At 62.1% G+C, this 16,255-nt stretch carries 7 protein-coding genes; 4 read left to right on the plus strand and 3 right to left on the minus strand.

The features are described from left to right. The first annotated feature begins 550 nt into the window (after positions 1-550). On the plus strand, positions 551-8,395 hold the full coding sequence (locus S6FBBBH3_RS07650) for an autotransporter outer membrane beta-barrel domain-containing protein (RefSeq protein ID WP_120177184.1): 7,845 nt from the start codon (positions 551-553) through the stop codon (positions 8,393-8,395). 279 nt (positions 8,396-8,674) lie between these two features. After that, positions 8,675-9,052, plus strand: coding sequence for a type II toxin-antitoxin system RelB/DinJ family antitoxin (locus S6FBBBH3_RS07655; protein ID WP_120177185.1), 378 nt, complete (start codon positions 8,675-8,677; stop codon positions 9,050-9,052). Positions 9,053-9,251: 199 nt separating this feature from the next. Here the strand turns inward: S6FBBBH3_RS07655 and S6FBBBH3_RS07660 are convergent, their stop codons facing one another. Next, positions 9,252-11,354 (minus strand): DNA topoisomerase, encoded by a 2,103-nt coding sequence (locus tag S6FBBBH3_RS07660; protein WP_232008761.1) that lies wholly within the window; start codon positions 11,352-11,354, stop codon positions 9,252-9,254. Between the two features lie 310 nt (positions 11,355-11,664). On the opposite strand from S6FBBBH3_RS07660, the gene S6FBBBH3_RS07665 reads away from it, so the two are divergent. Both S6FBBBH3_RS07665 and S6FBBBH3_RS07670 read left to right on the plus strand, forming a co-directional pair. Then, positions 11,665-14,112 carry a DMSO/selenate family reductase complex A subunit gene (locus S6FBBBH3_RS07665; protein WP_232008762.1) on the plus strand — a complete coding sequence of 816 codons (2,448 nt, stop codon included), beginning with the start codon at positions 11,665-11,667 and terminating at the stop codon, positions 14,110-14,112. Between the two features lie 6 nt (positions 14,113-14,118). Next, on the plus strand, positions 14,119-14,742 hold the full coding sequence (locus tag S6FBBBH3_RS07670) for a DMSO/selenate family reductase complex B subunit (protein WP_120177186.1): 624 nt from the start codon (positions 14,119-14,121) through the stop codon (positions 14,740-14,742). A 527-nt stretch (positions 14,743-15,269) separates the two neighbouring features. On the opposite strand, the gene S6FBBBH3_RS07675 is transcribed toward S6FBBBH3_RS07670, so the two are convergent. Beyond that, positions 15,270-15,680 (minus strand): hypothetical protein, encoded by a 411-nt coding sequence (locus tag S6FBBBH3_RS07675; RefSeq protein WP_120177187.1) that lies wholly within the window; start codon positions 15,678-15,680, stop codon positions 15,270-15,272. After that, positions 15,673-16,107: a Panacea domain-containing protein gene (locus S6FBBBH3_RS07680; RefSeq protein ID WP_120177188.1), complete on the minus strand. Its 435-nt coding sequence runs from the start codon at positions 16,105-16,107 to the stop codon at positions 15,673-15,675. The genes S6FBBBH3_RS07675 and S6FBBBH3_RS07680 overlap by 8 nt, the downstream gene beginning before the upstream one ends. Positions 16,108-16,255 lie beyond the last annotated feature (148 nt).

Genomic DNA, 16,255 nt, shown 5'->3' on the forward strand with positions numbered 1-16,255 from the left:
AATTCAAAAAATACCTTCCGCGCGTTTACAGCTGTTTTCCGAATAATCCGCATTTTTTGCGTACGAAAGACCCCGAAGTGCCCGTGAAAAACCGTATGGACAAAATCGGATCGTCCTACGGACAATAAGATTGTCGGAGGATCTTTCAATGATCGTTCCCAAGGTTGGAAATTTTCGGTCGGCTTCGTGCGACTTTCGTGTTTTTTTCACGAAAGCCCCGGGGAAAAGGGTCCCCGATTGAGGGGCGTTCGATCCGACTTTCCGCGGCCTCACAGGCCTCGACGCGCCTTTTTCCCTTTTTTTGCGCGTACCGTTGCGCCCGCGGCGTTCTCACGGTTTTTCTCCCCTTTGCACGTCGGTTGATCCTCCCGTCGGCCCGGAAGCCGACTTTCGTACCGCGCGGGCGTCGCTCGAGTGTTCGTCATGTGCATTTTCCGCGTGCCTTCGTACGGCTCCCTCGTTTCGGTTGTCCGTTTGCAAAGGACTCGGAATATCGGAACGGAGCTCTTGCGCGTTCCGCCGGCGCATTTTTCATTTCCGGAGTTTTCTTATGAACCGCATATTCAAAACTCAAAAGAACCGCCGCACCGGTGCTTTGACCGCCGTATCGGAGTTGCAACGTTCCGCGGGCAAGAAGTCCGTCTCGATCTGTGCGGCGGCGGTCGCCTCGGCGCTTTTGGCCGCAGGCCTCGTCGCGTCGCCCGGCGCGCTTGCCGCCCCCGGGTCGCCGGACGAAGACACCCCCTGGTCGACGGGCAACGACATCAACCTCTCGATGGAAATCGACAACGGGACGACCCACATTCAGGGCTCGACCGACTTTGAAGAGGGCGACGTCGCGTTCGCCTTCGGCGATTCGAAGGTCGCGGCGAAGACCTACGTGACGGACATCTACCTTAAGGAGCTCTTCGACACCCCGAAAACCTATTTCCACTTCAACGGAGAGGCCTCGGGCGAGGTGACGCTCGATCTCGGGAGCGAGAGCGACACCATGCTTTCGCTTGCCGAGCAGTCGGCGGGCTTCGAGCAGGCGCTCGTGACGACGACGGGGCGAATCTACAATCAGGGAAAGCACTGGCCCGATTACACCGATTTGCGAGAGCGTTTCTACCTCAGCACGGGTAACGGCGACGCGGGTTCTTCCGAATCGAACGTTTTCTACCAGTACCTGGCCGACGGCGCCGAACGGGTCGGACGCGCCGCGTACGTGATCGGCGAAGCGGCGCTCGGCCTCAAGCTCGTTTCGGACGGCTCCGCCATCCGCGACCGATCCGACTACATCAACGGCCTTCTCTGGGGTGAGAACTCCGTCTCGACGACCGTCGTCATGGCGGGGATCGAACTCTATGACGGGAAGGTCCTTCCTCTTCAAGCCGAAAGCGGGACGCCTACGTTCGGAGCGAAACTGTGGGGTGCGGGCGGCATTGCCGTGACGGGTACGAATCCGACCGACTCGGTGCTCGTCTTCGACACGCTTTACGAAAGCGACGACGCATTCGTGAACGACCTCTTTGCGGGCGGCAACACCTTTACGGGTCGCACCTACCTCAAGGACGTCGCGGTCGACCTCAAACGTCAGACGTCGCTCGGCTCGGGTAACACGATTACGGCCCAAAACGCCCGCGTCACCGAACGCATCGACGGGGCGCTCGCCGACAATCACGCCCTGCGGGTCGGCAATACGACCTTCGACGTCCTCAACGGCCTTACGGTCCGAAACGCCGATTTCAGCGGCCAAAACACCCTTCAATCGACGGGTACGACCGCGGAAGGGAACGCTTTTTCGAGTCAAGGCTTGGTCGTACTCGGCAATGCCTCGACGCTCGCCGTCAAGGGCGGCAATTTCACGTCCGCGGGCGGCCTTGAGTTGAACGGCTCCTCCGTGCTCGACGCCACGGGAGAGAACGTCACCGTTACGGGCACGACCACCGTTTGGGGCGAGGGGAACGAAAGCATCGCGCTGCTTACGACGATGAGCGGTCTTCACCTCAACCCCGATACCGGATACGCGGTCACCGGAGAGCTTGTCGTTACGGGGGAAACGACGCTCGATCCGGGCAGCGACCTTACCGCAACGGGCAACTTGACGACGCACGACCTCACGATGGCGAGCGCCCGACTCGAAGGCGAAGCGATCACGATCGGAACCGACCCCGGCGCGAACCTCACGGGCGACAACACGATCAAGTCGCACTCGACGACCGACTTCCTATCGGGTCTGACGCTCGCATCGGACACGACGCTCCAAGTCGACGGGATACTCAACACGACCGAGTACCTCAAGCTCTCGGGTTCGGCGCAACTCACGACGGACAACAACATCGATGCGGGACGGTTCGTCGCCGCGTCGGGCACCTCGGTCCTTCATACGGAGGGACTCCTGCACGTCTACGACAGGATCACCGCGACCGGCGAGGCCCGGCTTACGGCGGGCGAACTTGATGCCGAGCGGCTCGAAGCGAGTTCCGAAGCCAACCTTTCGATCTCGGGGGACGTCTCCGTTGATAACGAAACGACGCTTCGCGACGAAGCGCGCTTCGTCGCGCGCGGCGATGCGGACCTCGGCGACGTGAACCTTTCGGGCGACTCGGCCTTTGCCGTGCAGGGCACCACCCGGGTTTGGGGGACGCTCACGATCGGTGGAAACGCCGCACTTGAAACCGCCAACGTAAAAACCAACGACCTTCGGATCGGTGAGGCGCTCGTCTTCGACGATACGACGCGCAATTTCTTCACCAAGACCTCGTCCAAAAACGCGTCCGACTATGACGTGCGACTCGTGAAGTCGGACGTCACCTACGAGGAAAACATCGGCAACCTGCTGACTGGAGTCGGTGAAACTCAACTCGACGGCTCGAACCTCACGCTCGCCTACGCCGACAAGGCCTACCTCGGCGACGCCGTCGCGATGACGAACGACCAGGGCAACAACCGCCTCACGCTTACCGCGAAGGAAGGCGTCTCTGGGCTCGATCTCGCGCTTTCGGGCACCACGGAGGACGTAGTCGAAGTGAAGGGCTCGGGTGCGGTGACGCTTGCCGATACGTTTAAGGGGACTTCGGCCGACTACAAAGGCTGGCTTCGCATGACGGGCACGAGCCTCAACCTCACGACCGAAGCTTCGAAGCTCGGTACGACGACGGGCGTTTCGGTCGGCACGGGCGGCACGCTGCGCTATGCGGGAAATACGACGCTCGAACTGAACCGCATCGGCTGGGCCGACCCGAGCGACAACAAGCCGAACGGCACGCTCGACCTTTCCGAATTTGATTTCTCGGCCCTGACCGACACTACGCCCGCCCTGCGGGTCGACTCCGTCACCGTGAACGGCGCCGGTACGATTCTGCTCGATCAGTCGGCTGTGACGGGCCTTGACGACGGCTCGCCGAGCCAGCAGGGCGACCACATCTTCGACACGCTCGCAAGCGAAAGCCGTCGACTCGTCATTGAAACGACGGCCGATCCGAACGCCAATCAGATTCACGGCACGGTCGGCGTCAATGTCGTCGGAAGCGAAGAAGACTCCTCCACCCTCACGGGCTACTTCAACGCGGACGGCACCTTTGCGGGCACCGACTTGAACGACGACACGGGCGTAGCCACGGGCAAGTGGTACTTCACGACGCTCTTTGAGGACGGGGACCTCTACGTGACGCACGGCCTGACCGAGCTCGAACTCCGAGGCCTCAAAAAGCCCGAGGCTTCGAACGCCCTCGAACTCACGGTCGACGGCGCCGCCGAACAGTCCTTCTTCGCGAAGCTGACGGGCACGGGCGACCTGCGTAAGACGGGCTCGGGAATGCTCCACCTCTACAACACGCAGTCCGTCATGTCGGGGACGGCTTACGTCGAAGCGGGCACGCTCGTGGCCGATGCGGGCGCGCTCGGCACCGCGGCGCTCGACGTCGCGGGAAATGCGACCTTCGAACTCCACGGCGGTCAGGATACGGCGAACACCCAGTCGGTTCGCACGCTCGACGTGGCCGAGGGCGGCACGGTGGCGCTCGAATCCGATCCGAACCCCCCGTCGCTTCTCACCCTCAAGCTCCTTGGAGGCGGCACCCTCGCCGCGGGCTCGACCCTGACGGGGACGGAGAGCTCCGAACTTGAACTCGCCTCGGGAACGCTCGACATTACAGACCTTGAAATAACGGGCTCGACCTACCTCGGCACGATCCGCGTGGACGCAGGGACGACGCTCAATCTCACGGGCACCGATACGACGGATGACGTCGACCTCTCCCTCATGCGCGGCGAAGGCACGATTCTCCTTGCCGACCATGCGGTCTACGGCAGCGAAGCGGGCTTTACCGGAACGATCGTGGTCGACGACGGTTGGCTCACGATCGACGAAAAAGCGAACACCGGAACGCGCGAAAAACGCGCGTCTCTCGAGATGACCTCGGGTATCGTCGATTCGACGGGGACGAAGCACATCTTCCGGACGATCGACATTTCGGGCGGTGAGCTCGGCGTCGGCGCCGTCCTTCCGGGATCCGACGCGACGGGTGCCCTCATTGCGACCGACGGTCTCACGCTCAAGAACATGGTGATCGACGTCGACAACACCGCTTTCCAAGCGGACGTTCCCTCGGAGAGCCTCCTTTCCGTCGACAACGCGACGGGCGCCACCTCGTGGCTCGTACGCCTGGCAGAGGGTTCGACGGCCACGGCTTCGATCGACGCCGATTCGATCACCGTCAATGCGCAAACCGGCGGCGAATGGACGAGCAACCTCCTTCAGGACGGCGAAGACGTGGGTGACATCACCTACACCTCGAACATCGTCCGCGACGCGAAGGGTATCGGCATCAACTACCGTGCAACCGATCTGAAACTGGAGGGCGAACTCCTTCTTGCCGGGGCCGACGAGCAAACGGGCGACACGACGCTCGACCTTGCGATTACGGGTTACCCCGACGGCGGCATTCGCGTGACGGACAAAACCGTAACGCTCGCGAAGACGGGCACCTACGGGACGCTCTCCGTCAATGAAGGCGCGGGCGTCATCGTCAACGCGACGCAAACGCTCGCTTCGGGCGGCGAAATCCTCGGTACGGTTACGACCGAGGATAATGCCGAATTGCTCGTGACGGGCGGAACGCTTACGATCGGGGCCGCGGCCTCCACCAAATTTGCGGCCGCGCTCGACGCGAAGGATGCCGCTCGGGGTGCCGCGCTTCGCTTCGAGGGCCGTCAGGGTACGGCCGAGGGTAAGCTCTTTGAGGGTAACCTTGCGGCTCGCAAGGATGCGCGCGTCGAATTTTCCGAGACTTCGGGCAACTTCGCCCTCAGCTCGGGAACGGCCGCGTACGTACTCAAAAATTCGAGCAACATTACGTTCGGTCCGGCGGCGGGCAAAGACTTCGTCGCGGACAAGGTCGCGGTCGACGCGACGAGCACGGCCTACTACGACCTCACGGGTCCCGCGGCGGGCTCGGTCGACCTCTCGGGCGTGACGGGCGAAGGCCGCGTTTCGCTCGGCTACCGCGAAGCGGGCGGCACGCTCGCGGCTTCCTCCGTGAACGAAGCCTTCACGGGCACGCTCGCCTACTCGAACGCCGAGCTCGTCATCGGGACCGATACGTCCGTCGCGAATTCCGCGCTTACGCACTTTGCATCGCAGCAAGGGAAACTTGAAGTCGGTGCGGGGTCGGTGCTCGGCATCAACAACCTGAAGACGATCGGCTCGGACGGCACCGTGGCCCCCGTTCCGATCGCCCTGGCGGGCGACCTGACGGTGGCGGAGGGCGCCACGCTCGACTTCACGCCGGGCATTCGCATCGGCAACGGAGACGGGTACTTCGGGAACGCCTCGGGCGTTTCGGTGAACGCAATCGACCTGAATCAGCACAAGCTCATTCACACGGGCGGGACCGTCACCGTCAAGGCCGACATCAAAGACCTCGACTTCGCGAGCGGCTTGCCGGGCAACGGCTCCTTCGACGGGTCGATTCTCGACCTGATCGGCGAAGAGCCCGATTACCCGGTCCTCGCGCTGATTACGGACGTCAATGCGGACGAGACCGAACTCAAGCGCCTTGCGGCCGGAATGAAGCTCGACGCGAGCAACGCGTCGGAAACCTTCACGGTCGAATACTGGCAGCCCTCCTGGGATCCGGACGCGACTGACAAAACGGTGCACGTCGCCGACGTGCATACGGGTGCGAAGGTGGTTGCCGACGTCGACAACAAGAGCCTCGCGATCGGTGCGGGCATCACGAAGATCGACATCCTCTCGAGCGCGACCCTGCGCATCGACGCGTCGAAGTCCCTCGTCGAAGGTACGCATCTTCTCGATGCCGAGATCACGGGCGGCGCCGATACGAAGGTCGTCGTCACGAACAACCTCACGCCCGATTCGGCCTCGGTGACCTTTGCCGCCGACAATTCGTACACGGGTGAAACCCGGATCGACCTGGGGGCGGTCGTCGACGTGATCGCATCGGGCGCCTTTGCCGAAAGCAGCCGCGTCTCGATCGGCACGATGACCGAAGGCGAAGAAGGCGAAGCGATTCAAGATCGCTCCGTCGTGACGCTCAACGCCGCGGCCGAAGGCGTGCTCGATCCCGTGCGCATGAAGGCGCTCGACCTGGGTGCGAACGGCACCCTCGCTCTGGCCGATCGCAACATCCTCGCGCTTACCGAAGGCAACTCCGAATTCGCCGAGGGTTCGGCCGTTACGGGTTCGGGCGAGAGCGCGCTCGTTCTCGCGGGCGGCGACCTCGTGCTGCACGACCCCAAGGGTACGCTCGAGCAGTTCGGCGGCATCGTCGCGACCGCCTCGGGTTCGACGATCGAACTCGCGCTCGAGGGCGACTACACGTGGAAGAACTCCGTGCGCGGCTACGGCGACGTGCGGCAGCGCACGGTCGGTTCGGGCGAATTCGTGAAGACGGGTGCGGGAGAACTCACCCTCACCGGTGCAATCACGAAAGACCTCTCCGCCATGAACCTGCGCGCCCTCGAAGGCTCGACCCGTCTTGCGGGCAACGTTCGCCTCGGCAACCTCGCCGCGGCTTCGCGCATCGTCGTCGACGGCGTGGCCGAAATGCAAAACCTCGCGGCCGAAGCGGGGAACATCTTCGCGCTTGACGTCGAGACCGGGAAGAGCCCGGCCGCCGACAACGCCGAAGAAACGAGCGTGACGTGGGGGCTTGGTGAAAACGGCTCCGACGGCATCCGCGTGACGGGTACCGCCTCGGGGACCTTGAACCTTGCCGTGACGCCGAAGGACCTCGATAAGGGAGCCGAAGAAAGCATCCAGCTCGTCGACACGGCGAGCGCCGCCGAGGGCTTCACCGTGAATCTCGTCGACGCGACGGGTGCCGAGGTGAAAGCCCTGACGGCGGGTGCCTACGACTACACGCTCGTTCGCAAGGACGACGCGAGTAACGGCACCGACGTGTTCCTTTCGAGCATCACGGGTGACGGCGACGTTCGCAACACGACTGTCACGGCCGGTTCCTACTTGGGGGTTGCCGCCGCGGCGCAGCTCTTCGACTTGTCGCTTCACGACCGCATGAGCAACCGCTCGTGGCTCAAAGCAAACGCCGACGGGTCGATCGCCAACGCCTTCTGGGTGGTTGAAAACGTCTCGCACGAGCGCTACGGCGATTCGACGGGCCAGATTTCGGTGCACGACACGGCCTCGACCACGACGCTCGGCTCCGACGTCCTTTCGGGACTTGCGGCGGGCGGCACGTGGTACGCGGGGGCGATGTTCTCCTACGCCACCGAAGACACGAAGAGCCGTTCGACGCGCACGGGCCTCGAATCCCGTGCCGACACGGACGCGTGGGGTGCCGGTATCTATGCGGGGTGGCAGCTTGAGGGCGCCGACCGCACGGGTCCCTACGTCGACGGCTGGCTCATGTGGACCGACGCCGAGAGCGACGTGAAGGGCTTGAACGTCTCCGAAACCGCCGACGGGAACGGGCTCTCCGCCTCGCTCGAAGCGGGCTGGGGCTTCAAGGCCTTCTCCTACGACGCGCACGGTCAAGCAGGCGACATCTACGTCGAACCGCACGTCTCCGTCACGTGGTTCGGTTACGAAGCGGACGACATCTCGAACGACGTTCACGACGTGACCTTCGAAGGGAAGGACAACATCCGCACGAAGCTGGGTGTGAAGACCTACGCCTTCGGGAAGACGACGGGCGGGTTCTCCCCCTACGTCGAACTCAACTGGATCCACAACACCGAAACCTACGGCGTCACGATGTCGAACGTGACCGTCGAGCAGATGGGTGCCGAAGACCAGGCCGAAGTTCGCGCGGGCGCCGACTGGCGCGTGACGGATTCGCTCTCCGTCTGGGGCCACTTCGGTTACGCCTCGGGCTCGAACGGCTACTCGGCGAGCGAAGGCACGCTCGGCTTGCGTTACGCCTTCTGATCCCGACCGAACCCTTCGGGAACACCCGAAGCGTTTGAGTCGCACTTCAACGGCCTCCCCTTCCGGGGAGGCGCTTCCCCCCGCCGGAATTCCACGGCGGGGGTCTTTTTTCACGTGTTCCCTCGGGTTTTCCCTCCCAAGAAACAGCGTCCTACCGCCCCCAAGGAAGCGCTTCTCCCGTACACTCCCCGTTAACAACGGGCTAAAATACGAGTCGGCACGGTTTTCAGGCCGTTCGCCCTCGTCCTCGTTCTTTCAACCCTTCACGGCCATTTCCCGATGTATCCCTACCCCAAACCCCGCAACGCCACCACGGTCATCTCGTCCCGCCTCCCCCGCGCCCTCAAGGAAGAAGCGACCGCAATCTTCGCCGACCTCGGTCTGACGCCCTCCGACGCGATCAAGACGCTTTGCCGTTACATTGCCCGCACGGGGACGCTTCCCTTCCCCGTCACGGAACACACGGTTTCGAAAGACCTCTCGACGAACACCTCGGGCCGCATTCCGACGGAATTGAAGCCCGTCATCAAGGACATCATCGAAACCAAGTACCAGACGACGATTTCCGCGGCGATCTGGTCGTTCTTCGAAGCGACGGTGAAGGCGCAGGGCCTGCCCTTCGAGGTCGAAGAGGAAAACCGCACGGCTGCGAGCTGATCGCACCGAAGGCCGATTTGTACCGGAAGGACGCCGACTCCCGAGGTCGACGTCCTTTCTTATTTCGCGCTTTTCAAGGCGTTTCGGTCGGGCCGAAGAGGCCGCAACGGAGGGCACGCCACGGACGGAAAAGACGCCGATCCCCGGGAAGAACGGAATGGTCTTTTCCCGAAAGGTCGGCGGGACGTAAGAAGGTCGCTCACGCACCTTTCCGGCGTTTCACCTCCTCCGCGACGAACGCTTCGAATTCCGCAACGAACGCGTCGAGCGCGTATTCGCCCGCTTCAACGAGCGCAAGCTTCGTTTCGAAAGCGGCCGTCATGGCGGCGCTGCGCACCTTGGGGGAGGCTTGGAGGAGGACGTTGCGGCCTTCGGGCGTGCAGTGAAGGTGTTTGCCTTCGGCGACGAGATAGCCCTTGCGCTGAAGCTCCTTGATGATCGCGGCGCGTGTTGCGGGCGTTCCGATCCCGCCCGCCTCTTTGAGTTTCGCCTGGATGTGCGGGTCGTCGAACGAACGCCAGATGTTTTCCATCGCGGCAATCAGAGTCCCTTCCGTGAAGTAGGCCGGAGGCTCGGTTTGGGATTCGGTCCCGATCAGCTCCCGCACGGGGACGAGTTCGCCCTTGACGAGCTCCGGCAGGCGCTGCTTGGCGTAGCGGTCTTCGTCGGACTTGGCACCCGACGCATCCGTTTCGGCCTCGTCCGATTCGCCCGCTTTTTCGGTCGCGCGTCGGGTCGTTCGGGCGGAGGCACCCGAACGGTTTTCCGGCTTTTCCGGCTTTTCAAAAAGCGCCTTCCAGCCGCACACCACAACGACCCGGCCTTTGGCCGCGAACGTTTCGCCGCCGATCGCGAATTCCGCCCGCGTTTCGTCGTACTCGTGCACGGGGAAAAACTGCGCGACGTAGCGTCGGGCGATAAGACGGTAGATTTTCTTTTCCTTTTCGGAGAGGGCCGCGGGGTCGACGGAGTTTGCGACCGGCACAATCCCGTGGTGAGCGGTCACTTTCGCGTCGTTGAACGTGGGACTCACGAGCGCGGGGTTCGCCGCCGCCACGGCTTTGGCGGCAGCGGGACAGGTTTTTGCGATCGCTTCGAGCACCTTCGGAGCCTCCGCGTGCTGCGAGCGCGGCAGGTATCCGCAGTCCGTTCTCGGGTAGGAGGCGACCTTGTGCTTTTCGTAGAGCGCCTGGCAAAGGGAGAGCGTCTCGTCCGCCCCGAACCCGTAGAGGCGGTTCGCTTCGATCTGGATGTCGGCGAGGGTGTAGGCCTTCGGCGGATAGGCCTTTTTGCGCTTCGTCGCGGCGGAAAGTACCCGCGCTTCCTTTTCGGCCTTCAATTTCTCGTAGAGCGCCCGCCCCAGAGCGATGTCAATGAGGCGCTTTCCCTCCTCGTCCATTCCCGGTTGCCCCGGCGCGGGCTTCCAGGCGGCGCGAAAGACGATTCCCGTTTTTTCCAAGTCCGCCGCCATGCGCCAGAAGGGAACGGGAACGAAATGGCGCACGGCGTAGTCGCGGCGCGCCACCATCGCGAGCGCCGGCGTCTGTACGCGCCCCACGGCAATGAGGTTCGAGGGCGCGCGCGAGCGGCCTTTCGAATATTTCGAAAATTCGGAGGATTTCGAGAATCGCCCCGAACGGGCTTTGGGTCTCCGACCGTAGGAAGACCCGTAGGAGGGTGCATGCGCCGGAGCGGGCGAATCGCCCGAAGCGTCCTCCGAGGAAGGCCCCGGGTTGGTGAGCGTATAGACGCGCGAGAGGTTCATGCCGAGAAGCCAATCCGCGCGGCTTCGCCCGCGCGCGGCGTCGCGCATCCCGGCGTAGTTGCGGTTTTCTTTGAGATTCGCAAGGCCCTTGCGGATCGACGCGGGGTCGACGGCCGAGACCCAGAAGCGCTTCACGGGAAGGCGCGATCGGAAGTGTTCGAGCACTTCGTCCACCAGCAGCTGCCCCTCGCGGTCGGGGTCGCCGGCGTGCACGACCATCGAAGCCTCTTTCAAGAGCTTCCCGATTTTCGAGAGCTGCGCCGCCGCCCCTTTCTCTCTTTTAGGGAGCATCTTCCAGGTTTTCGGAAGGATCGGGAGGTCTTCGAGGCGCCAAGGCTTTTTGCCGTTTTTCCCGCTCGGCGTCCCCGTAAGGTAGGCGTCGGGCTCGGCCTGCTCCAAGAGGTGCCCGAAGCACCAGGTGACGACCGTGTTGCCGCGGCAAACGAGGGCGCCCTCCTCGCGACGCAGGACGCCGAGCTCGGCGGCGATCGCCCGGGCGACGGAGGGTTTTTCGGCGATGTAAAGCGTATGGGACACGGAATGCGATCCTTCGAGAAAAAAGAAAAACGGACGGAGCGGAATTTCAAAGGTTCCCCAGGGCTTGCCCGAGACGTCCGTGAGAGAAGCACGTATTTGCTTTCGGCAACAAAGGTCGGTAGGAAACACCAAAATTCGTGGCACGCACGTCGGGCATTCTACCCGCATTTTTCGTCACAACTTCCGCCCGACTACTCCTCAATTCCCTCCGAATATGTAGAAAACCCTAAGGGTGGCATTGGTACAATCCCTGACTTTCTCTCCCTCGAAAAATCATAAACGGCCCCTTTTCATTGAGGACCCCATAACAGTGACTCCTACAAACATCTCGCGACGCGGCTTTTTGGCCGGTTCGGCGGGCACGGCGATGCTCGCCTTCATGGGCTTTCCGTTGACAACGCTTGCGAAAGCGGTTCAAGCGGCGGCCGAAGATCTTGAAACCATGACCTGGAGCGGTTGCGCCGTCAACTGCGGTTCGCGCTGCCAGCTGAAAGTTTTCAGCAAGAACGGTCGCATCATCCGCATTGAAACGGACGACACGGGTCGTCCGGAAGACACCGTTGTTGATGGCGCCTGCCCGCAGGTTCGCGCCTGCCAGCGCGGCCGCTCGATGCGCCAGCGCATCTACGCGCCCGAACGCTTGAAGTACCCCATGAAGCGCGTCGGCAAGCGCGGCGAAGGCAAATTCGAACGCATCTCCTGGGAGCAGGCGCTCGACGAAATCGCCGCGCGTTTGAAGAAGACCATCGCCGAACACACGAACGAAGCCGTCATGATCATGCACGGCTCGGGCAATCAGGCGCTCGTCAATTCCTCCGCCTCCACGTACCGCTTCTTCAATCTCGTCGGGGGCTCCGTCGCCTGGTACTCCGACTATTCTGCGGCCTGCATTCAGAACGCGTGGCCCTACCTTTACGGGCAGTTCGACTACGGCGGAGTGCGCTCGAAGGCAAACGGCCAGGGGTCGTACTTCAGCCAGGTCGCCAACGCCAAGCTCTACGTCACCTTCGGCAACAACCCCGCCGTGACGCGTGCTTCCGGGGGCGGTCAGTCCTGGGAAGCCTTCTCGGCCTTGCGCAAGAACGGCACCGAATTTATCCTGATCGACCCCATTTGCTCCGACACGATCGCGGGCCGCGAAGCGACCTGGATTCCGATTCGACCCGGCACCGACGCCGCGCTCGTCGAAGCGATCGCGTACGTGCTCATTACGGAAAACCTCGTCGACACCGAGTTCCTGCGCACCTACTGCGTGGGTTACGACGAAGAGACTCTTCCCGCTTCGGCGCCGAAGGGGTCCTCCTACAAGTCCTACATCCTCGGTCAGGGTCCCGACGGTACGCCGAAGACGCCCGAACGCGCCGCGCGCATCACGCAGATTCCCGCCGAGCGCATCGTGTGGCTCGCGCGCAAGATTGGGAACACGAAGCCCTGCTTCATCTCGCAGGGTTGGGCTCCGCAGCGCCGCATGAACGGCGAAACGCAGTCGACCTCGATCGCGATGCTCCCGATCCTCACGGGTCAGATCGGGCTCCCCGGCACGAATTCGGGCGCCCGCGAAGGAGACAGCTACGGGCTCGAGAGCGGCCTTCCGACGGGCACGAACCCCGTGACGGTGGGTTTCCCGATCTTCTTGTGGCCGCGCGCCGTCGTCGACGCGAAGTCGCTTACCGCGAAGAACGCCGCGATTCGCGGTGCGGAGGCACTCCGTCACAACATCAAGTTCATCTGGAACACGCAGTCGAACACCCTCATCAACCAGCACGGCGGCATCAATCAGCTGCGTCCGATCCTCGAAGACGAAAGCCTCGTCGAAACGATCGTTGCGGTCGACACGCAGATGACCCCCTCGTGCCGCTTTGCGGACTACGTCCTCCCCGACGTCTGCCACCAGGAGTCGGTCGACCTTATGGCGGACAGCTATGCGGTCGGCGACTGGAACTACGTTCTCATGAGTCAGAAGGCGATCGATCCCGAGTGGGAACAGCGCCCGAACTGGGAAATCATGCGCGAACTCGCGAAGCGTTTCGGCGTCGAAGAGAAGTTCACGGAGGGGCTCACGCTCGAAGGCTGGGTGCGTCGCGTTTATGAAGAAACCCGCGCGAAGCTCCCTGAAATGCCCACGTACGAAGACTTCCAGAAGGTCGGCATCTACAAGTACCGCATGGAAGGGGACTCGGGCATCGTGATGGAAGACTTCCGCCGCGACCCGGCGAAATTCCCCCTCTCGACCCCCTCGGGCAAGATCGAAATCTACTCGGAACGCCTCGCGAAGATGGCGGCCGAATGGGAGCTCCCCGAAGGGAAGGGCCAGGAAATCCACCCGATTCCGCGCTACGTCGCGACGGACGAAATGCTCCTCGAAGACGAAAAGAGCCGCATCTACCCGCTCGAAGCCTTCGGCTACCACGGGCCGGGTCGCACGCACTCGACCTACCATAACGTGCCGTGGCTCCGAGAAGTGCATCCCGACGTCGTTCTCATGAATCCCGTCGACGCGAAGGCCCGAGGCCTCACGACCGGCATGCGCGTCAAGGTCTTCAACGACCGCGGCGCTTTGGTCCTTCCCGTGAAGGTCACGAACCGCATCATTCCGCATCTCGTCGCCTTCCCGCAGGGCGCCTGGTACAAGCCCGACGCCTCGGGTCTCGATCGCGGCGGGTGCTTCAACGTTTTGACCCAGTTGAAGCCCTCGCCCTTGGCGAAGGCCAACCCCTCGCACACCAACCTCGTTCAGGTCGAACGCTTTACGGAGTAACCCACGATGACCAAGCAATACGGCTTTTATTTCAACGCCACGCGTTGCACGGGTTGCCGCACGTGCGTCGTGGCCTGCAAAGATAAGAACAACCTCCAGGACGGGCGCGCCTTCCGACGCGTGCTCGAAGCCGAAGGGGGCGAATGGAAAGAAAACGCCGACGGTTCCTGGACGCAGAACGTCGTCGCCTACTTCACGTCCGTTTCCTGCAACCACTGCGCGGATCCCGCGTGCGTGAAGGTCTGCCCCACGGGCGCGCACAAGAAGCACGCCGACCGTCGCGGTCTCGTTCTGATCGACCCCAAGGAGTGCATCGGTTGCGGGGCCTGCGCCTTTGCGTGCCCCTACGACGCGCCGCAACTCGACGTTGAGGCGAAGAAGATGACGAAGTGCGACATGTGCATCGACCGCCTCGAAAAAGGCCTGATGCCCGCGTGCGTGGGCGCCTGCCCGCAGCGCGCCCTCGACTTCGGTCCCGTCGACGAACTTCGCGCGAAGTACGGCGACGACGGCATGATCGCTCCGCTCGCGGACGGGGCGCTCACGCTCCCGAACCTCGTCATTACGGCGCCCTCCTACAAGATCGACGCTCCCGTCAAGAAGCACGGGACGCCGACCTGGGCGAAGTGAGGCACCGACGACGTGACGACTGAACGCTGAGGCAAAGCGTCCTTCCGGACGCTTCGGTACGCTCCTCTCGCTTTTGCACGCCCGACGGGATCGGTTCGATGCACGGGACCGAAGCACCGTCGGGAAGCGCAGAGAAATACCGAACGTTTGAAGGACGAAGGCGCATCGCAAGATGCGAAGAGATTTGAAAGACTGCCGCATGCACGGGCGGCGAGTCTCTTTCGGAATCTCGGGTCTTCGGCTCTCGGCTTCTTGTTCACTTGTCGGCTTTTCCCGGGTGGCCTTGCGCTTTCCCGGGGAAAAGAAAACGGCCCGATCGACTGGATGTCGACCGGGCCGATTCTTTTCAGGGCCAAGCTTGGTACTCTCCTTCTTTGAGTACTTGTATTCGACTGCGCTTGCCTGCCGTCGAGCAACTCGATGGAATTGAACATCTTCGACGGCGATGCAACCTTTTTCCAGAAAAAGGTTGGTACGTCAGACGTTCACGTAGCCTATCCGCTAACGCTCCACCTGGAGTCTGCCCGTTAATGCTTGTAAACAGTTCGATCGTGATCGATCCAGACAATGTGGAAAATACGTTCACTCCGAAATCCAACCATCGACTTGAGACCACTGAACCGAAAGGCAATTAGGGTGACATCGGGAGTAATCGCTGCCGGGATCGGAGCCCTAATCGCGTCTCTAGCTATCTTCTCAAATCCAAGGGCGTGTCGCCCCACTTTCTTGAGGTCTCCCCAGGTGACTTGGCTCAGTTTGAACAGCTGTACAGCAAGCTCCGCCCGATCGTTCTTCTGAAGGTCATCGACGCTGTAACCCCTTACCATATACTCGAAAGAAAAGATCGGACAATAAGCATCCTGCCTTCCAATACTCGGATCTACCGCAGAAATTGATCTTCCGCGTGTCGGTTTGACCTTCGGAACGCGCTTAGTCATTCAGGCGTTCCTTGAAAAACTCCGCCATAGATGCCTGGGAAATCTCGCTCCCGATGGGCGTGCTCTTCCATGGGGCCTCTTCGTGCGTCATATTGCGCAGTTTCCATGCGGAAAACTGCCCGTATACTTCGTAAACCTCGTCCATCAGCTCAGAGTCTTCCTTACTGAACTTACGAAAATCGACGTCTGTCGGGGCGGGGATGCCCAAAGACCCGTTCTCCTTGTATTTGTGGTACAGAGCCGGGCACACGGGGCCGTGTTGCCACGCATCAATCCGCTCGTTAAAAAGTGGACGACCGTACATGGCAAGACAGAAGCCTTGCGCGTAATAGACCAACTTCTGAAGTTTGAGGTTCGAGATAACATCGCCGGCATCCTCTTCAGTTTTCGAGAGGAAATACTCGGCCACGTCAAAGCATGTAAGCATGTGGTTCTCCCTAAAGCGCCCCTACCATACCCAAGTGAGAGTGCACCATCAGACGTGCGACTACGCTTCGTGGCGCACGGGCGTAGTACATTTTCCAGACCTGCTAACCGAGGGGCTTATGGGTTAGGTTTCAGGCTTGCGTGCCGAG

Origin of the sequence: Sutterella megalosphaeroides (assembly GCF_003609995.1) — a bacterium.
GTDB lineage: Bacteria > Pseudomonadota > Gammaproteobacteria > Burkholderiales > Burkholderiaceae_F > Sutterella > Sutterella megalosphaeroides.

Bases quoted from the DNA above. Each gene is read 5' to 3' on its own strand.
- S6FBBBH3_RS07650 (WP_120177184.1), top strand. From the start codon at position 551: ATGAACCGCATATTCAAAACTCAAAAGAACCGCCGCACCGGTGCTTTG.
- S6FBBBH3_RS07655 (WP_120177185.1), top strand. From the start codon at position 8,675: ATGTATCCCTACCCCAAACCCCGCAACGCCACCACGGTCATCTCGTCC.
- S6FBBBH3_RS07670 (WP_120177186.1), top strand. From the start codon at position 14,119: ATGACCAAGCAATACGGCTTTTATTTCAACGCCACGCGTTGCACGGGT.
- S6FBBBH3_RS07675 (WP_120177187.1), bottom strand. From the start codon at position 15,680: ATGACTAAGCGCGTTCCGAAGGTCAAACCGACACGCGGAAGATCAATT.
- S6FBBBH3_RS07680 (WP_120177188.1), bottom strand. From the start codon at position 16,107: ATGCTTACATGCTTTGACGTGGCCGAGTATTTCCTCTCGAAAACTGAA.